This is a genomic window from Azospirillum sp. OGB3, assembly GCF_014192915.1.
Taxonomy (GTDB): domain Bacteria; phylum Pseudomonadota; class Alphaproteobacteria; order Azospirillales; family Azospirillaceae; genus Azospirillum.
In genome coordinates, this window is sequence record NZ_JACHYN010000021.1 from 52,808 (window position 1) to 71,605 (window position 18,798).

Below are 18,798 nucleotides of genomic sequence, written 5' to 3' on the forward strand. Positions count from 1 at the left end.
CCTCTGGATTCTCTGGCAAGACTCTTCCCAACGAGTTCTTGAACAGAGACGCATCAGGGAGGCCCCCGTGACCGACGCCCGGCACAACCCGTACGAGACCGACCTCGACCAGAACGCCGCCAACACGGTGCCGCTGTCGCCGCTCTCGTTCCTGCGCCGCACCGCCGCCGTCTACCCGCAGCGCACCGCCGTGATCCACGGCCCGGTCCGCCGCACCTGGGCGGAGACCTACGAGCGTTGCGTGCGCCTCGCCTCGGCGCTGGCGAAGCGCGGCATCGGGCTTGGCGACACGGTCGCGGTGATGGCTCCCAACACCCCGGAAACCTTCGAGGCGCATTTCGGTGTCCCGATGGTCGGTGCGGTCCTGAACGCCCTGAACATCCGCCTGGACGCCGAGGCGCTGGCTTTCATCCTGGAGCATGGCGAGGCCAAGGTCCTGCTGACCGACCGGGAGTTCTCCGGCGTCATCTCCAAGGCCGTCCACATGCTGGAGCCGAAGCGCCGCCCGATCGTCATCGACATCGACGACCCGCAGGCCAAGGGCGGCGAGCTGATCGGCGAGCAGACCTACGAGCAGTTCCTGGAGACCGGCGACCCGGCCTATGAGTGGGCGATGCCGTCCGGCGAGTGGCAGGCCATCGCGCTGAACTACACCAGCGGCACCACCGGCAACCCCAAGGGCGTCGTCTACCATCACCGCGGCGCCTATCTGAACGCCATGGGCAACGTGCTGACCTGGGCGATGCCGCACCATCCGGTCTATCTGTGGACCCTGCCGATGTTCCACTGCAACGGCTGGTGCTTCCCCTGGACGGTCACCGCCATGGCCGGCACCAACGTCTGCGTGCGCACCATCACCGCCAAGGGGATCTACGACGCGCTGGCCGACCTCGGCGTCACCCACATGTGCGGCGCGCCCATCATCATGGGCCTGATCGTCAACGCGCCGGAGGACCAGAAGCGGGAGATCCCGCGCGGCGTCAAGATGATGACCGCCGGCGCCGCCCCACCCGCCGCGGTGATCGAGAAGATCGAACGGATGGGTTTCGACGTCACCCACGTCTATGGCCTGACCGAGGTCTACGGACCGGTCACCATCTGCGCCTGGCACGAGCACTGGAACGACCTGCCGCTGGAGGAGCGTGCGGCGCTGAAGGCGCGGCAGGGCGTGAACTACGCCACGCTGGAAGGGCTGATGGTCGCCGACCCCAACACGCTCCAGCCGACCCGCAAGGACGGCGTGACGATGGGCGAGATCTTCATGCGCGGCAACACCGTCATGAAGGGATATCTGAAGAACCCTCGGGCGACGCAGGAGGCCTTCTCCGGCGGCTGGTTCCACACCGGCGACCTCGGCGTCTGGCACCCCGACGGCTACATCGAGCTGAAGGACCGCTCGAAGGACATCATCATCTCCGGCGGCGAGAACATCTCGACCATCGAGGTCGAATCGGTGCTCTACAAGCATCCGGACATCGTCGAGGCCGCCGTGGTCGCCCGCCCGGACGAGAAGTGGGGCGAGACGCCCTGCGCCTTCGTCACCGTCAAGGAGGGCAAGCAGCTGACCGAGGCGGAGGTGATCGCCTATTGCCGCGAGCATCTGGCCCACTTCAAGTGCCCGCGCACCGTCGTCTTCACCGCCCTGCCGAAGACCTCGACCGGCAAGATTCAGAAATATGTGCTGCGTGATCAGGCCCGCGCACTGAACGGAGCGAAGGTGTGACCGTTGTGACCGGGGGCTTCGGCTCCCTTCTGCCCGAGGAACGGGCGGACGCCGCGACCCTGGTCCGCCAGGGTTTCGGCATTCCCCGCGAGTATTTCGACCGGTCGGTGGAGTTGTTCGGGCCGGGTGTGATGCGCGGCCTGCGCGCCGGGCCGGAGACGGGCCGCGCCGGGCAGCTCGTCGCCTGTGCCGCGGTCTGGCCGATGGACCAATGGTTCGGCGGACGTCCGGTGCCGTCCTGCGGCGTGGCGGCGGTGGCCGTCGATCCGGCGGAGCAGGGGCGCGGCTACGGCACCGCCCTGATGCGCGGCCTGCTGGAGGAGGCGCGGGCCGGGGGGGCCGCGCTGTCGGTGCTCTACCCGGCGACCCTGCCGGTCTACACCCGCCTGGGATTCGGACGGGGCGGCGTGTCCTTCGATTGGAGCGCGCCGCCGGCCACCCTGTTCGTCGGACCGTCGCCGGAGGACGGGTGGATCCGCCGCACCGACGCCAGCGACGCCAGCGTGCTTGCGGCACTACGCCGCAGCCTCCTCGCCACCGCCAACGGCTTGGTGGAGCGCAATGAAGGGCTGTGGAGCTTCGCCCTCTGTCCGGATGGTGCGCCGTCCGATGTTTACACTTTGGGTGGTCCTGGAGGGCCTGAAGGTTACGTTGCGGTGGCGCCGCCTGCCGATCGGAAACTCACGGTGGCGGATTTGTGTCTGCTCAGCCCGCGGGCGGTGCGGCTGGCGCAGGGTTTCCTGGCCGGCTACCGGGCGCAGGTCGACCGTGTCTCCTGGCGCGGCGGGCCCGACGACCCGCTGGTCCTGATGGCGCCCGACAGCGGCCCGCGTGCCGATGCGCGGGACGAGTGGCTGTTGCGCATCCTTGACCTTCAGCGTGCTTTGGAAACCCGTGGATATCCACCGGGGGTTGCCGGTGAATTGACGATGGATATTTCCGATGCGGTGTTTCCTGAGAATTCCGGCAATTTCAGATTGCGTCTTTCCGATGGAAAGGCCGTCGTGGACCGGGTTTCGAAGAGGATGAGTGGCGGCGCAAAGCCGGCTGGCGCGGTGCTTTCCCTGTCCATCGGGGCTCTTGCTGCCCTCTACAGTGGTCACAAAGGCCCCCACGCTCTCCGTCAGGTTGGCCTTCTGCGTGGCGGTGAGGACGCGCTGGCGCTCGCGGCGCTGTTTTTCTCGGGACCAGCGCCTTGGATGCCGGACCGGTTCTGAAGCGGTGTTACCAGTTGCGTTTATCAAACCAGAAATTAACCCTTTCTGATGTATCCCTTAGAGACAAAGGCATGACGACGGCCAGCCCACAAGGCCGTACGACCCGGGGGAGCCCGATTTCATGACGATTGGAACGCGGATTGCGCTCGGTTTTGCGGCGGTCCTTCTGATGACGGTTGCCGTGGCGTTCGTTGGTTGGAACAGCCTGCGCACCTACGCCGGACGTGTCGATCTGGCGGCCCACACCGCCGAACTGGATGCCCGGCTGAAAACCGTGCGGATCGAGGAGTCCCGCTTCGTCACCGAGCGCGACTCCAAGGCCGCCGACAATGTGCCCGGCATGCTGGACCGGCTGCGCGACGAGGCGCAGGGCACGCGGTCCGCCCTGGAGGACGCCGGCAGCGTCCGGCTGGTGGACGAGATCCTGGCGGGCATCGCCGGCTACCGCAGCGCCTTCGCCAATTTCGTCGCCCAGGACCAGGAGGCCCGCGCCCGCACCCAGAGCATGGAGACGCGCGCCCAGGCCCTGCGGGAGATCGCGGAGATGATCGGCAAGCAGCAGTCCGACCGCTACGACCAGAACATGGTCAGCCTGAAGGACGCGGAGCATGCCGTGCGGCAGAGCCGCGACACCTCCGACCGCGCCGACCGGCTGATCGAGATGGTGCTGGAGGCGCGGCGCCTGCAGTCCGACTTCGCGCACACCCGCAACCCGGCCACCATGACCGCCGCCGGCGAGGCCATCGCGGCGCTGCTGGCGAACGCCGAGGCCATCGAGAAGGACCTCGTCGGCACCAACGACGAGGAGCTGGCTCAGCGGATCGTCACCATCGCCGGCGCCTACCGGATGGTGTTCGAGCAGGCCCGCACCGAGGGCTCCGGCGAGCCGGCCAGCGGCCGCATCCAGGCGCTGGACCGCCACGCCCAGGAAATCCAGAATCTCGCCCACGAGATGCAGGAGAACCAGGCGATGGTCTCCAGCGCGCTCCAGGAGGCCGCGAACTTCGCCCAGAGCGAGGTCAACGAGGCCGTCCAGCTGCGCGGCATCGCCATGCGCCTGATCCAGGGCGCGCAGTCCGCGATGCTGGGGCAGCGCGACTTCATCCTGATGAACGGCGAGGACGCCCGCAACCGGGTGCATGGCGCGGTCAAGGAGACGCTGGCGCTCGCCACCCAGGCCGGCGCGGTGCTCGTCGATTCGGAAGGCCGCGCGCTGATCGCCGCGATCACCGAGGCCGCCCAGGCCTTCGACCGGGAGTTCGCCGCCCTCGTCACGACCAGCGAGAACCAGCGCACCGCCTCCAAGACCATGGCCAAGGCCGCCGGCGACGTCAGCGAGCAGGTGGCCCGTCTCGTCTCCATCCAGCGCGACGACCGCGAGAACGGGCGCAGCGGGGCGGAGCTGATCATCATCATCGGCGCCGCCGTGGCGCTGGCGCTCGGCATGCTGATGGCCTGGATCATCGACCGCGCCATCACCCACCCGATGCACGCCATGACCAAGGCGATGGGGCGGCTGGCCGAGGGCGACCTGACGGTGGACATCCCCGGCGGCAACCGCAAGGACGAGCTGCGCGCGATGGCCGAGGCGCTCAGCGTCTTCAAGGAGAACGCCCTGGAGATGCAGCGCATGGAGGGCGAGCGGGAGGAGATGCGCCGGCAGATCGACGCCGACCGCCGCCGCACCATGAACGAGTTCGCCAACGGCTTCGAGCAGGCGGTGTCGGGCGTCGTCCAGTCGCTGACCGAGTCCGCCGGCAACCTGGGCCGAGACGCGCAGGAAATGTCGTCGGACGCCGCCCTGACCACCGCCAAGTCGAGCGCCGTCGCCGCGGCGTCGGAGCAGGCGTCCAGCAATGTGCAGACCGTCGCCGCGGCGGCCGAGGAACTGTCCTCCTCCATTGCCGAGATCTCCCGTCAGCTCAACAGCAGCTCCCAGGTGGCGGTCGGTGCGGCGGCCAAGGCGACCGAGACCAACGGCATCGTCGAGGGTCTGGCCGAGGCGGCTCAGCGCATCGGGCAGGTGGTGGACCTGATCGGCGAGATCGCCGAGCAGACCAACCTGCTGGCCCTCAATGCCACCATCGAGGCGGCGCGGGCCGGCGAGGCCGGAAAGGGTTTCGCCGTGGTGGCGACGGAGGTCAAGAACCTCGCCGGCCAGACCGCCAAGGCGACCGAGGAGATCTCCAGCCAGGTGGCGCAGATGCAGGCGGCGACGGGCGGGGCGGTGGGCGCCATCCGCACCATCTCCGACGCGGTCGGCACCATCAGCAGCACGGTCACCGAGATTGCCCGCGCCATGGAGCAGCAGGGTCTCGCGACCCGGGAGATCGCCCAGAACGTCAACCAGGCCGCCGAGGGCACGCAGGAGGTGATGCACCACATCGCCGAGGTGACCAACGCCGCCACCAAGACCGGCGGCGCCGCCGACGCGGTCCTGACCGCCAGCCGCACGCTGGCCGGGCAGGCCGAGCATCTGCGGTCCGAGGTGCAGGGCTTCCTGAACAAGGTGCGGACCGCCTGATCCGGTGGGCCGGAGAGGCGAACCTGCCCCCGGCCCGTGCCCGTTGCTTTCGCACGGGGCATCTGTTAAGCCGCGCCGAGCCTCACGGACGCGAGATCCCATGGACTTCCCCTTGTCACAGCGCGATTCCACACGGGGGATTCCCGACGCGCTGCTGGCCGGTTTGGCCGGCGCCGCGGCGCTGGCGCTCGGCCCGCTGGCTTCCATGGCGCCACGCGGGCTGCCGGTCTGGGCCATCCTGATCGGTCTGATCGGGCTGGCCGGTCTGGCCCGCCGCGGCGCCTTGGGACGTCTGCGGCGGGCGATGCCCGGCACCGTGGTGGTTCTCGCCTTCCTGGCCTTGGCCGCCCTGTCCATCCTGTGGAGCCCGTCGCCGCGCGCCGGCCTGACGGTGGTGGAGATCGCCTACATCGGCCTCGGCGCCCTGGCTGGCGGGGCGTGGCTGTCCTCGCTGCCGGGGGTGGAGGCGCGTCGGCTGATCGGCCTGTTCCTGATCGGGGTGTTCGCCGGGGTCCTGCTGTTCGCGGTGGAGGCCGCGCTGGATTTCCCGCTGCACCGCTGGTGGAACCACGTGCCGGCGGGCGCCGAGATCGCCGAAACCAACGTGCCCAAGCGCACAGCGGTGCTGCTCTGCCTGCTGGTCTGGCCGGCGGCGATGGCGCTCGACCGGGCCGGGCGGCGCGGGGCGGCGGTCGCCCTGCCGGTCATCTTCGCCGGTGCCTGCCTGCTGCTGACCAGCCGTTCGGCCATGCTCGGCATCGCCGTCGGTGGGGTGGCCTTCGTGCTGGCCGTCTGGTCGCCGCGGCTGGTCCGCAGGGCGCTGGCGGCGGTCCTCGCGGTGGCCTTCACCTTTGTGCTGCCGCTGGCTCTGCTGTTCGACCGCGTGCTGAACCTGGATGGCGCCGCTTGGCTGTTCCATTCCGCCCGGCATCGGGTGGAGATCTGGGGTATGGCGGCCAACCGGGCGCTGGAGACGCCGGTCTTCGGGCAGGGCATCGACGCCTCCCGCGCGCTGGACCCGGACGGGGCGGTGTCGCGCTTCGGCACGTTGACCGACAGCCTTCTGCCGCTGCATCCCCACAACGCCTTCCTGCAGGTCTGGCTGGAGCTTGGCGTGGTCGGCGCCGGGCTGGCCCTGGCGGCGACGCTGCTGCTGCTGTTCGGCACCGGGCGGATGGAGCGGCGGCTGCAACCCTTCGCGCTGGCCCTGTTCGCGTCGGCGCTGGCGATGGCGAGCACAGCCTACGGCATCTGGCAGGCGTGGTGGATGGGCGGCATGCTCGCCGCCGGCCTGATGCTCCGGCTGGCCGCCCGCACCCCGGCGGGGGGCACGTGACGGTGGAAGGCGGCACCGGACCCCGTCGCGTCTTGGTCATCAAGCTGGGGGCCTTCGGCGATTTCTTCCTCGCCCAGACCGCCTTTTCGGCCATCCGTCGGCACCATGGCGGCGACCATCTGACGCTGCTGACCCTGCCGTCCCTGGCCCCGCTCGCCCGCCTCAGCGGCCTGTTCGACGACGTGCTGGAGGACCCGCGGGGGCGTTCCCTCGGAGCCTACTGGCGCGTCCGCCGGCTGTTGCGCGCCGGTCGCTTCGACCGGGTCTACGATCTCCAGGCGCAGCGGCGCACCGACCGCTATTTCTGGCTGCTCACTCCCGGTCCCTGGCCGGAATGGTCGGGAACGGCACGGGGCGCCTCGCACCGCGACCAGTATCCGGGCCGCCGCAAGGTGCCGGTGATCGAGCGTTACACCCGGCAATTGGCCCCCTTCGGCATCGTGCCGGACGCGGTGCCCGATCTGTCCTGGCTTGACGCCGACACCGGCGGTTTCGGCATCGCCGCGCCCTACGCCCTGCTGATCCCCGGCTCCTCCCCCGGACGGCCCGACAAGCGCTGGCCGGTGGAACGCTATGGCGAACTGGCGTGTCTGCTGGCGGCGCGCGGGATCACGCCGGTGGTTCTGGGCACGGCCATCGAAGCGGACCTCGCCCGGGCCATAACCGCCGCCTGTCCGCAGGCGGTGGACCTGACCAGCCGCACCAGCGTGCCGGAAATCGCCGGGCTGGCCCGCCGGGCCTGGGCAACGGTCGGCAACGACACCGGCCCCACCCATCTGGTGGCCTCGGTCGGCTGTCCGACCCTGGGACTTTTTTGTGACGCGTCCGTCCCCATCCAGGCCAACGGGCCGCGCATGGTCGTCCACCACCGCCCGTCCTTCGCCGATATGGACGCGGCGGGCGTGCTGGCGGCGATGGACGCTCTTCCACCGAACCGGTAGAGTGCCGGCCGGCCATTTTCCAGGAGCCATGAAGGATTTGAGCAGCCAGGACGCCGGCGCCATGCCCACCGAAGCGGTCACCCTGCCCGAGGGAAAGCCGGGCGGGCGCCTGATGCTGTTGGCCAAGCTGGCGGTGACCCTGGCGGTCCTCGGCGTTCTTGGCGCCAAGGCCGACTGGCCGGCGCTGCTGGAGCGGGTCGCCGGCGCGGACCCCGTCTGGCTGGCCGCCGGCTTCACGGCGAAGGTGCTGGCCGTGCTCTGCGCCGGGGAGCGCTGGCGCGACGCCTTGTGCGCCGCGGGCGAGCGGGTTTCGCACAGGCTGGCGATGCGGCTGATGTTCACCGGCCTGTTCTTCGGGCAGGTGCTGCCGGGGGCGCTGGGCGGCGACGTGGTGCGCGGCTGGCTGACCTACCGGGGCGGGGCGTCCTCCGCCGCCGTGGTGCTGGCGCTGGTGCTGGACCGCTTGCTGGCCCTGGTCGGCTGCATCCTCCTGCTGTTTGCTGGCCTGCCGCATCTCGTCGCCACCGCGCCGCCCTCGGTCGCCTGGGCCGGGCCGGCGGCGGTCTTCCTGCTCGCCATCGCCATGATCGCGGGGCTCCAGGCGGACCGTCTTCCGCTGCCGGGTGTCCTGCTGCGCCCGCCGGTCCGGGCGATGCAGGCGCAGGTCGCGCGGTTGCGCGCGGCCCTGGTCAGCCGCGCGGCGCTGGCCGGGCTGCTGCACAGCGCGGCGGTGCATATGTGCACCGTCTTCGCGGTGATCGCCTACGCCCAGGCGCTGGGCATTCCCGTGCGGGTCCTGGACGCGCTGGCCGTCGTGCCGATGACGATCTTCGCGGCGGCCCTGCCCATCTCGCTGAACGGATGGGGCGTGCGGGAGGGGGCCTTCGTCGCCGGCTTCGCGCTCTACGGCCTCGGCGCCACCGACGCGTTGGCTTTGTCGCTGATGATCGGGCTTTCGGTGACCCTGTCGTCGCTGCCGGGCGGCCTGCTCTGGCTCAGCCTGAAGAGGTCTGCGCGCTCCTGAGCCGGGCCAGCGCCCAGCCGGCGGCGTCGCGAACCACGTCGCTCGGGTCTTCCAGAAGGCGTTCTGCCGCCCGTTCGGCTGCTGCGGCGTGGCGGGCGTCACCGCTGTTGCCCAGAGCCACCAGGACGTTGCGCACGAAGCGGTCGCGGCCGATCCGCTTGATCGGGGACCCGCTGAAGACCTGCCGGAAGCCCGCATCGTCCAACTGCGCCAGATCGGCCAGCCGTGGCGCCGTCAGCTCCGCCCGCGGCAGGAAGGCCGCCTCGCGCGAGCGCCGGGCGAACTTGTTCCAGGGGCAGGCGGCCAGGCAGTCGTCGCAGCCGTAGATGCGGTTGCCCATCAGCGGGCGCAGCTCCTCCGGGATCGGCCCCTTGTGCTCGATGGTCAGGTAGGAGATGCAGCGCCGGGCATCCAACTGGTTGGGGGCGGGGAAGGCGGCGGTGGGGCAGGCGTCCAGGCAACGCCGGCACTGGCCGCAGCGGTCAACCCCCGGCGAGTCCGGCGGCAGGTCCAGCGTCGTGTAGACCTCGCCCAGGAACAGCCAGGAGCCGTGGGAGCGCGACACGAGGTTGGTGTGCTTGCCCTGCCAGCCCAGCCCGGCCTTCTCGGCCAACGGCTTTTCCATCACCGGGGCGGTGTCGACGAAGACCTTCAGCTCCGCCTTGAAACGGTGGGCGATCCATTGGCCCAGCGTCTTCAGCCGGCCCTTGATGAGGTCGTGGTAGTCCCGGTTCTTCGCATAGACCGACACGATGCCGCGGTCGGGATGCGCCAGCAGGGCGCGGGGGTCCTCCGCCGGGGCGTAGCTGGTGCCGAGCGCGATGACGGTCCTCGCCTCCGGCCACAGGGCCCGGGGATGGGCGCGGCGGTCGGCCTTGTCCTCCATCCAGCCCATGTCGCCGTGCCGGCCCTGGCTCAGGAATTCGGCCAGCCGCGCCTTGGCCTCCTCGCCCAGCTCCGCCCGCGCGAAGCCGACCGCGTCGAAGCCCAGCGACAGGGCGCGGTCGCGGATGGCTTCACGGGTGGAGGTGTCTGGGTCGGACATGGTGATTTTGAGCTGCTTAACCCTCTCCCCTCTGGGGAGAGGGGATTTTAGCGTGGGATAGTCGGGATCAGCCGCGGCCGCGGTAGGTCTGGACGTCCTGCGAGGGAATCCACACGCCCTTCGGCGGCTCGCCGGTGGCGTAGAACACGTCGATGGGGATGCCGCCGCGCGGGTACCAATAGCCGCCGATGCGCAGCCACACCGGCTTCAGCTCGTCCACCAGACGCTTGCCGATGCCGACGGTGCAGGCCTCATGGAAGGCGCCGTGATTGCGGAAGCTGGTCAGGAACAGCTTGAGCGACTTGGATTCCACCAGCCACTCGCCCGGCACGTAGTCGATGACCAGATGGGCGAAGTCCGGCTGGCCGGTGATCGGGCAGAGCGAGGTGAACTCCGGCGCGGTGAAGCGCACGACGTAGTTCTCGCCGGGGTTCGGATTCGGCACCCGCTCCAGCACCGCCTCTTCCGGCGTCTTCGGCTGGACGGTGGCGCCGCCGAGCTGCGTCAGGCCGGCGTAGATGGTCTCAGACATCGGCGGATTCCTTCTGCGCGGGTTTCGCCGGCTTGGCCGGCTTCACCTTCAGGTGGGCCAGCGGGTCTTCGGTGGCCGGGATGTCGCCTTCGTTCAGACGGGCCTCCAGCGCGCCCGCGACCTCCTCGAAGCGGCCATCCTCGATGGCTTGCCGAAGCTCGGCCATCAGGTCCTGGTAGTAATGCAGGTTGTGCCAAGTCAGCAGCATCGGCCCCAGCATCTCGCCCGCCTTGAACAGGTGATGCAGATAGGCGCGGCTGTGGTTGCGGCACGCCGGGCAGCCACACGCCTCGTCGAGCGGGCGCTCGTCATGGGCGTGGCGGGCGTTGCGGATGTTGATGGTGCCGCGCCGCACGAAGGCTTGGCCGGTGCGGCCCGATCGGGTGGGCATCACGCAGTCGAACATGTCGACGCCGCGGCGCACCGCCCCGATCAGATCGCTGGGACGGCCGACGCCCATCAGGTAGCGCGGGCGCTCCTTGACCATCAGCGGCTCGGTGAAGTCGAGCACGGTGAACATCGTCTCCTGGCCCTCGCCCACGGCCAGCCCGCCGATGGCGTAGCCGTCGAAGCCGATGTCGCTCAGGGCCGCCACGCTCTCCGCCCGCAGGTCCGCATAGACGCCGCCCTGGACGATGCCGAACAGGCCGTAGCCGGGCCGCTCGACGAAGGCGTCCTTGCTGCGCCTGGCCCAGCGCATCGACAGGCGCATGGACGAAGCCGCCTGCGCCTCCGTCGCCGGGAAGGGGGTGCACTCGTCCAGGCACATGGTGATGTTGCTGTCCAGCAGATGCTGGATCTGGATCGAGCGCTCCGGTGTCAGATGATGCTTGCTGCCGTCGAGGTGGGATTTGAAGGTCACCCCCTCCTCGGTCATGGTGCGCAGGTCCGACAGGGACATGACCTGGAAGCCGCCGCTGTCCGTCAGGATCGGCTTGTCCCAGTTCATGAAGCGGTGCAGCCCGCCCAACTGCCCGACGCGCTCCGCCGTGGGGCGCAGCATCAGGTGGTAGGTGTTGCCGAGCAGGATTTCCGCGCCGGTGGACTTGACCGCGTCGCTGGTCATCGCCTTGACGGTGGCGGCGGTGCCCACGGGCATGAAGGCCGGCGTGTTGATGACGCCGTGCGCGGTGGAGACCCGTCCGCGCCGGGCGCGCCCGTCGGTCTTCAGAAGCTCGAACCCGATCCCGGTCATCACACCCTCCGGAGCAGCGACGCATCGCCGTAGCTGAAGAAACGATAGTTCTGGCCGATGGCGTGCGCGTAGGCCGCCTTCATCCTGTCCATGCCCGCGAAGGCGCAGACCAGCATGAACAGGGTGGAGCGGGGCAGGTGGAAGTTGGTCACCAGAAGGTCCACGATCTTGAAGCGGTAGCCGGGGGTGATGAAGATGTCGGTGTCGCCGCTGAAGGCCCGGATGCTGCGGTCGTCCAGCCCCGCCGTCTCCAGGATGCGCAGCGCCGTGGTGCCGACCGAGACGATCCGCCCGCCCGCGGCGCGGGTGGCGTTGATGGCCTCGGCGGTTTCCGCGGAGATTTCGCCCCACTCGCTGTGCATGCGGTGCTCGGCGATGTCGTCCACCTTGACCGGCAGGAAGGTCCCGGCCCCGACATGCAGCGTCACCGGCACGCGGCGGATGCCGCGGGCGTCGAGCGCCGCCAGAAGCTCCGGCGTGAAGTGCAGCCCGGCGGTGGGGGCGGCGACGGCGCCCTCGCGTGCTGCGAAGACGGTCTGGTAGTCGGCCACGTCCTGCTCGTCGGCCTCGCGCCGGATGTAGGGCGGCAGAGGCATCCGGCCATGGCGGTGCAGCGCCTCCATCAGCGCCGGTCCGCCCTTGGAGAAGCGCAGGCGCACCTCCATCCCGTCCTTGGCGACCACCTCGGCATTGAGGTCGTCGGCGATGGCGATCACGTCGCCGGGCTTCAGCCGCTTGCCGGGGCGGGCGAAGGTCGCCCATTCCCGCTCGCCCTCGCGCTTGTGGAGCGTGATCTCCACCCGCACCTCGCCGCGCCGGCCGTCCAGCCGGGCGGGGATGACGCGGGTGTCGTTGACGACCATCAGGTCGCCCGGCTCCAGCAGGGCGGGCAGGTCGCGCACGGTGCGGTCGTGCAGACGCTCCGCCACGTCGAGCAGACGGGCGGCGTCACGCGGCTTGGCCGGATGCTCGGCGATGCGGTCCGGCGGAAGGTCGAAATCGAAATCGGCGGTCTTCATGGGAGCCGCTCGTATAGACCAAAGCGGTGGGACGGGGGAAGCATTACGAGTCGGCGCTTATTCGGGCAAAGGGAGGGCCTGGGCGGTCAGGGCGGCGGTCTGGCGGGCGTGCAGGACATCCACGTCGAAGCCCTGGATCATCTCCTGGAACAGCCGGTACCAGTTCACCTCGGCCTGGAGATGCAGGAAGACGGAGCCCAGCCCGATGGCCGCGCGGTCCATGAAGACGAACTCCCGCGGCACCTCCACCCCGCCGACGCGGCGCAGCTCGGCATGGACCTTGGCGGCGGTCTCGCGGCCGTAATGGCCGGAGTTGGTCTCCTCGATGCGGCGGCTGCGGTCGTCCATGATCGGGGCGTAGACGAAGCGCGCCCAGATGTTCAGCACGTCCACCAGCTCCTTGGACGGGTTGGCGAAGCCCCAGGTGCGGTAGGCCTCCACCGCCTTGTCCTGGTTGCCGGTCTGCAACGCGTCATAGAGGTCGATCACCCCCTTCACGAAGCGGGCCGGGAAGACGCGGATGCAGCCGAAGTCCAGCAGGTTGATGGAGCGGTCGGGCCGCACCGTGTAGTTCCCCAGATGCGGGTCGCCGTGGATGATGCCGTAGCCGTAGAAGGGCACGTACCACGCCCGGAACATGTTCATCGCCAGTTCGTCGCGGGCGTCCGGATGGTCCTTGACGAAGTCCAGGATTTTGCGTCCCTCCACCCATTCCAGGCTCAGCAGGCGGCGGGTTGAGAGGTCGGGCACCACCGCCGGCACATGGACGCCGGGGGTGTCGGCCAGAATGGCGCGGTAGAGGCGGGCATGCTTGGCCTCGCGCTCGTAATCCAGCTCCTCGCGCAGCCGGGCGCCGATCTCCGCCTGGATCTGCTTGGTGGAGATGGCGCTGTCCGTCCGCTCGAAGATGGCGAAGATCAGGCCGAGCTGGCGCAGGTCGGCCTCCACGGCGGAGGCCATGTCGGGGTACTGGAGCTTGCAGGCGAGAGTCTGCCCGTCCAGCCCGACGGCGCGGTGCACCTGCCCCAGCGAGGCGGCGGCGGCGGCGGTCTGCTCGAAATGGCGGAAGCGCTTGTGCCAGGCGGGGCCCAGCTCGCTCGCCATGCGGCGCTTGACGAAAGGCCAGCCCATCGACGGCGCGTCGGCCTGGAGCTGGGACAGCTCCTGCACATACTCGCGGGGCAGGGCGTCGGGGATGGTGGACAGCAGTTGCGCCACCTTCATCAGCGGCCCCTTCAGCCCGCCCAGCGCGGCGCGCAATTCGGCGGCATGGCGATCCCGCTCCAGGGGGATGCCCAGCACCCGTTCTCCGGCGAAACGGGCCGCAAGGCCCCCCACGGCGGTTCCGACCCGCGCATATCGCGCGATCCGGCCGCCAAGCCTGTTCTCATCCGTGTTCGGCATGCCGAATAGGTGGGTGCGGCGGGGCCGAAAGGCGAGTCCCCTGGCGTCGCCTCAGGTGGCAGGGCCGATCCGGACCAGACCCGGCAATCCGCTTCGGGCGGCGGCTTCCGCCAATTTGCGGTCAGCGGTCACCAGTCCCGCGTTCGTCGACCAAGCGAGAGCCAGATAGAGGCAATCGACCAGGGGATGCCGAAGTGTGCCGCTGAGGTCGAGCGCACGCTCCGCCACATCCACCGCCGGAGTCAGCGTCAGCGGGAGTTGGGCGACCAATCCACGCAAGCGGCCCAGGAGCGTGTCGGCATCCGACGTCTCCAAAGTGCCCGTGTGGACGCGCTTGGCCAGTGCCGCAGCCACTTCGATGAGCAGAATATCGGGTGCCAGCAGCGGCTTTTCCTGGGCAAGAAACGCAAGTGCGTCTGAGCTTGCGTCTTCCCTGATGATCCATTTCACGGCGACACTGGCGTCCACGACGACCGCTTGGCTTACGGCGTTCACCGGTCGCGCCATTCACGGATCAGCGGCGTGCTGTCGGGAAGCACACCGTATTTGCGAGCAAGTTCGTCCTGCTCCCGCTGGAGTTCCTCTATGAGCGCCGCACGGCCGGGGCGTGCGGCCTGCGACAGGATGGCACCGACTTCCTCCTCGACCGAGCGTCCGTTGATCGCGGCGCGTTCGGTCAGAGTCGCGTGCAGCGCTTCGTCGATTTCGAGCCTGACGATCTTGCCCATTTCGCTCTCCTGGGGATCGGTGACACTGTAACCCGCTTGCGCGGGATGGCGCCACCGTTCCGCAGGATCGCCGGACTCACCCGACCGGGGCGATGTTCTGGTTTACGCAGAACAGGTTGGTCGGGTCGTATGTCGCCTTCAGCGCCCGCAGGCGTTCGTAGTTCGGCCCATAGGCGGCCTGGACGCGCTGTTCGTCGTCGGTGACGAAGTTCACATAGACCCCGCCGGTTGCGTAGCGGGCGGTCCGGTCGGAGACGCCGCGCGCCCATTGGATACAGGCGCTGTCCTCCGGCGGGGTGTTCCAACGGGCGTGCACGTTCATCACGAACAGGGCGTCACGGTGTGGGTAGGCGGTGGCGTCCGCCGGCACGCGGTTGGCCGCAGCGCCAAGCAGTCCGACGAAGATCTCGCACTGGTCGGAGGGCAGTCTCCCGGCCTCCTCGACCAGCAGGTCGATCAGCCCGTCCTCCAGTCCGGTGAAGTTCTGCGATTTCCAGTAGTTCCGCGCGCCCGGCACAAGAAGCGGGTCGAAGGCCGCCTGCCACGCCGCGTAGGGCATGAGGCCGACATGCTCGCCGACCGGCGTGCCCAGCGACAGCACCGGTTCCAGCGCCTTGCGGGCCGCCGCCTCGTCGTCGCCGGCATAGATGACGGGCATCACCACAACCTCCTTGCCGTGCACGTCCGGCGGCAGGAAGAGCAGGGGCGGCGCCTTGCGCAGCACCATCCAGGCGGTGGCCTCGTCCGGCAGGGCCGCCGTGGCGTCGCGGTAGCGGCGCATCAGGTCGTCGGCCCCTGCGAAGGGATGGACGACCAGCCCGGCGAACACCATCGGTCCCACGGGGTGCAGGCGGAAGGTGAAGGAGGTGACGACGCCGAAGTTGCCGCCGCCGCCGCGAATGGCCCAGAACAGGTCTTCGTTCTCGTCGGCGCTGGCGCGCAGGAACCGGCCGTCGGCGGTGACCACGTCGGCGGAAAGCAGATTGTCCACCGTCAGCCCGTATTTGCGGGTCAGCCAGCCGAATCCGCCGCCCAGCGTCAGCCCGGCGATGCCAGTGGTCGAGTTGATGCCGACCGGCACGGCCAGCCCGAAGGCCTGCGTCTCGCGGTCGAGATCGCCCAGCGTGGCGCCAGGGGCCACCCGCGCGGTCCGGCTGACCGGGTCGACATGGACGAAGCGCAACGCGCCGAGGTCGATCAGCAGGCCGCCATCGCACAGGGAATTGCCGGCGATGTTGTGACCGCCGCCGCGCACCGAGACCAGCAGCCCGTTCTCCCGCGCGAAGCGCACCGCCTGCATGACGTCGGCGGCGCCGGCGCAGCGGGCGATCAGGCCGGGCCGGCGGTCGATCATGGCGTTCCAGATCGTCCGGGCCTCGTCGTAGCCCGGCGACTGCGGGGTCAGCAGCGGGCCGCGCAGACGGGCGGCAAGATCGTTGACGGCATCCTCGGAAAGAGTCGCGTCCCGCCGGTCGGCGGTGCGAAGCGTGAACTCGCCCATCAAGCACCTCCCACGTCAAAGCAGCAATTTTCGCGAATATCCGGAGCGGATTGGCGCAACAAGGGTAAAGTTTCACCCCTGTACAGGCCATCCGGGAAAGGACTCCCTCCGGTGTTCTTCCGGACGGAGCCACCCCTCAATTCGGTGTTCGCGCGGCTTTGACGGTGGGAGGCGGTGGATCAGCCGCCTTGGCTGCGAATCCAGGCGGCGGTGGCGCTGTCCATGGTGTTCTTGTGGTTGATGAACCACTCCGGCACGACCTCGGTCAGATAGCCGCGGACCAGCGCCAGATTGCCGGCGGCCATGCGCTTGGCAATGCCTTCCAGCTCCAGCCGGACGCGGTTGTGCTCGTGAACGTGGATGGGCGTCGGCGGGAAGCCGTACTGGTGCATCAGCTCCTCCTCGCGGGCCAGATGGTCGCGGAGGTGCTGGGCGAAGGCGGTGAAATGGGCGGGCAGGTCGGCGTCCGACGCCTTGGCGGCTTCGGCCAGAAGCTCAATCGTTTCCTTGTGGTCGGCGTCGATGATGGCGTTGCCGACTTCCAGGGACGGGCTCCAGGCGGGGATCGAGAGGGTGGGCATGGTGCTCTCCGAAGGGATCGTTGAAGGCACCATACCCATCCTGCGATTATGGATTCTTGACGTTCGTCAAGAAAACCCGGTGGGAAACTCCCGTCAGGGCTGATTTTCCAGCTCGTCAACAAAGCCGCGGATGACGTTCAGCCCCTTCTGCCAGAAGGCCGGGTCGCTGGCGTCCAGACCGAAGGGGGCCAGAAGCTCCTGGTGGCGCAGCGTGCCGCCCGCCGACAGCATCGCCAGATACTTCTCCGCGAAGCCCTTCTCCGACTCCTGGTAGACCGCGTAGAGCGAGTTCACCAGGCAGTCGCCGAAGGCGTAGGCGTAGACGTAGAAGGGCGAGTGGATGAAGTGCGGGATGTAGGACCAGTAGTTGCGGTAGCCCTCGTCGAAGCGCAGCGCCGGGCCGAGGCTTTCGGTCTGCACCGCCATCCAGATCTCGCCCAGCCGTTCCGCCGTCAGTTCGCCCTCGCGGCGCTCGGTGTGGACGCGGCGCTCGAAGTCGAAGAAGGCGATCTGGCGGACCACCGTGTTCAGCATGTCCTCGACCTTGGAGGCCAGCATGATCTTGCGGCGCTTCGGGTCGGTCTCGCGGTCGAGCAGGGCGCGGAAGGTCAGCATCTCGCCAAACACCGACGCGGTCTCGGCCAGGGTCAGCGGCGTGTCGGACAGCAGATGCCCCTGGCCGCCGGCCAGGATCTGGTGCACGCCGTGGCCCAGCTCATGCGCGAGCGTCATGACGTCGCGCGTCTTGCCCTGGTAGTTGACCAGCAGATAGGGGTGGACGCTGGGCACCGTGGGGTGGGCGAAGGCGCCCGGCGCCTTGCCGGGGCGCACCGGCGCGTCGATCCAGGCGTTGTCGAAGAAGCGCTTGCCGAGATCCCCGAGATCCGGGGAGAAGCGGCTGTAGGCGCCCAGGACCAGATCGCGCGCCTCGTCCCAGCGGATGCTGCGGTCGGCGTCGTCGGGCAGCGGCGCGTTGCGGTCCCAGTAATCCAGATGGTCCTGGCCGAACCACTTGGCCTTCATCGCGTAGTAGCGGTGGGACAGGGCCGGGTAGGCGTCCTTCACCGCCGCGGCCAGCGCGTCCACGACCTCGTCCTCGACGCGGTTGGACAGGTTGCGGGCCGACGTCGGCGCCTTGTAGTTGCGCCACTTGTCGTCGATCTCCTTGTCCTTGGCCAGCGTGTTGGTGACCAGCGCGAACAGGCGGATGTTGTCGCCCATCACCCGGCCGATCACCGCCCCGGCCTCCTTGCGGACCTCCGGACGGCGGTCGGACAGGCGGTTCAGCGCCTCGGCGCAGGTCAGCTCCTTCCCGCCGATGGGGAAGCGCAAGCTGGCGATGGTCTCGTCGAACAGGCGGTTCCAGGCGGCGCGCCCGACCACATGCTTCTCATGGAGCAGGCGTTCGACCTCGTCGGAGAGCTGGTGCTCGCGGAAGAGGCGGACGTCGCGCAGCCAGGGGGCGTAGCGGGCGAGGTCCTTCGACGCCGTCAGCTTGGCGTCCAGCACCTTGTCGTCCAGCCGGTTGATCTCCAGCGTGAAGAAGACGAGGTGGGTGGAGATGCCGTTCACCCGCTCCTGCGCCGACTGGTAGAACTTGGCGATGGCCGGGTCGGTCATGTTGCCGTTGTAGACCAGCCCGGCGTAGGACATCACCCGCGACAGCACCTCGTCGATGTGCTCGTACGCGCGGATGGCGGCGGCGAAGGCGTTGCCGTCCAGCCCGGCCAGCTTGGTCGCGTATTGTTCGTAGAAGTCCTTGGACGCGCTCTCCATCCGCTCCAGGTCGGCCTTCAGCTCCGGCGAGTCCATGCCCGGATAGAGGTCGGTCAGGTCCCAGGAGGGCAGGGCGCCGAGGTCCGGGCCGTCCCCGGTGGCGGCCAGAGCGGTGTCGGGCATGGTGGTCTGGGGAGCGCCAGGGAAATTGCCAATCGGGTGCCGGGTGGCGCTGCGGGTCATCTGTCCCTCCGTTCTGGGCTTTGGCCGTTCTGAACTTTGGAACCGGATATAAGCGCAGCGCGGGTTCGG

The 18,798-nt window shown here is 69.2% G+C and carries 16 protein-coding genes; 6 read left to right on the top strand and 10 right to left on the bottom strand.

Going from position 1 to position 18,798, the window contains the following annotated elements; genetic code table 11:
• Positions 1–67 precede the first annotated feature (67 nt).
• The 6 genes from FHW79_RS28040 to FHW79_RS28065 all read left to right on the top strand — a co-directional run bounded on the left by FHW79_RS28040 (position 68) and on the right by FHW79_RS28065 (position 8,765).
• Complete coding sequence (locus FHW79_RS28040; RefSeq protein WP_183181956.1) at positions 68–1,723, top strand: acyl-CoA synthetase; 1,656 nt, start codon at positions 68–70, stop codon at positions 1,721–1,723.
• The gene (locus FHW79_RS28045; RefSeq protein ID WP_348984293.1) at positions 1,720–2,940 is read left to right on the top strand and encodes a GNAT family N-acetyltransferase; all 1,221 of its coding nucleotides are present in this window, start codon (positions 1,720–1,722) and stop codon (positions 2,938–2,940) included. Before FHW79_RS28040 ends, FHW79_RS28045 begins: the two co-directional genes overlap by 4 nt.
• 121 nt (positions 2,941–3,061) lie before the next feature.
• Positions 3,062–5,464: a methyl-accepting chemotaxis protein gene (locus FHW79_RS28050; protein WP_183181957.1), complete on the top strand. Its 2,403-nt coding sequence runs from the start codon at positions 3,062–3,064 to the stop codon at positions 5,462–5,464.
• Positions 5,465–5,564: 100 nt separating this feature from the next.
• On the top strand, positions 5,565–6,800 hold the full coding sequence (locus FHW79_RS28055; RefSeq protein WP_183181958.1) for an O-antigen ligase family protein: 1,236 nt from the start codon (positions 5,565–5,567) through the stop codon (positions 6,798–6,800).
• A gap of 32 nt (positions 6,801–6,832) precedes the next feature.
• Positions 6,833–7,741, top strand: a complete 909-nt coding sequence (locus tag FHW79_RS28060) for a glycosyltransferase family 9 protein (protein ID WP_211108521.1) — start codon at positions 6,833–6,835, stop codon at positions 7,739–7,741.
• 61 nt (positions 7,742–7,802) lie between these two features.
• The gene (locus tag FHW79_RS28065; RefSeq protein WP_183181959.1) at positions 7,803–8,765 is read left to right on the top strand and encodes a lysylphosphatidylglycerol synthase transmembrane domain-containing protein; all 963 of its coding nucleotides are present in this window, start codon (positions 7,803–7,805) and stop codon (positions 8,763–8,765) included.
• Here FHW79_RS28065 and queG read toward each other — a convergent pair.
• The 10 genes from queG to FHW79_RS28115 form a co-directional block, all read right to left on the bottom strand.
• On the bottom strand, positions 8,737–9,810 hold the full coding sequence (gene queG, locus FHW79_RS28070; RefSeq protein WP_183181960.1) for a tRNA epoxyqueuosine(34) reductase QueG: 1,074 nt from the start codon (positions 9,808–9,810) through the stop codon (positions 8,737–8,739). The genes FHW79_RS28065 and queG overlap by 29 nt on opposite strands.
• 67 nt (positions 9,811–9,877) lie before the next feature.
• Entirely contained in the window at positions 9,878–10,342 is a 465-nt protein-coding gene (queF, locus tag FHW79_RS28075; protein ID WP_174438184.1) for a preQ(1) synthase, read from the bottom strand.
• The gene (gene tgt, locus FHW79_RS28080) at positions 10,335–11,537 is read right to left on the bottom strand and encodes a tRNA guanosine(34) transglycosylase Tgt (protein ID WP_183181961.1); all 1,203 of its coding nucleotides are present in this window, start codon (positions 11,535–11,537) and stop codon (positions 10,335–10,337) included. Before tgt ends, queF begins: the two co-directional genes overlap by 8 nt.
• On the bottom strand, positions 11,537–12,556 hold the full coding sequence (queA, locus tag FHW79_RS28085; RefSeq protein ID WP_183181962.1) for a tRNA preQ1(34) S-adenosylmethionine ribosyltransferase-isomerase QueA: 1,020 nt from the start codon (positions 12,554–12,556) through the stop codon (positions 11,537–11,539). The genes tgt and queA overlap by 1 nt, the downstream gene beginning before the upstream one ends.
• 57 nt (positions 12,557–12,613) lie before the next feature.
• Positions 12,614–13,960, bottom strand: a complete 1,347-nt coding sequence (locus tag FHW79_RS28090; RefSeq protein WP_183181963.1) for an AarF/UbiB family protein — start codon at positions 13,958–13,960, stop codon at positions 12,614–12,616.
• A 51-nt stretch (positions 13,961–14,011) separates the two neighbouring features.
• The gene (locus FHW79_RS28095) at positions 14,012–14,467 is read right to left on the bottom strand and encodes a type II toxin-antitoxin system VapC family toxin (protein ID WP_183181964.1); all 456 of its coding nucleotides are present in this window, start codon (positions 14,465–14,467) and stop codon (positions 14,012–14,014) included.
• Positions 14,452–14,688, bottom strand: a complete 237-nt coding sequence (locus tag FHW79_RS28100) for a hypothetical protein (protein ID WP_145679522.1) — start codon at positions 14,686–14,688, stop codon at positions 14,452–14,454. The genes FHW79_RS28095 and FHW79_RS28100 overlap by 16 nt, the downstream gene beginning before the upstream one ends.
• Before the next feature lie 76 nt (positions 14,689–14,764).
• Entirely contained in the window at positions 14,765–16,189 is a 1,425-nt protein-coding gene (locus tag FHW79_RS28105) for an FAD-binding oxidoreductase (RefSeq protein WP_183181965.1), read from the bottom strand.
• A 179-nt stretch (positions 16,190–16,368) separates the two neighbouring features.
• Entirely contained in the window at positions 16,369–16,770 is a 402-nt protein-coding gene (locus FHW79_RS28110) for a hemerythrin domain-containing protein (protein ID WP_172428710.1), read from the bottom strand.
• Positions 16,771–16,863: 93 nt separating this feature from the next.
• A complete protein-coding gene (locus tag FHW79_RS28115) occupies positions 16,864–18,669 on the bottom strand; it encodes a M3 family oligoendopeptidase (RefSeq protein WP_183181986.1) in 1,806 nt (601 codons plus the stop codon).
• Positions 18,670–18,798 lie beyond the last annotated feature (129 nt).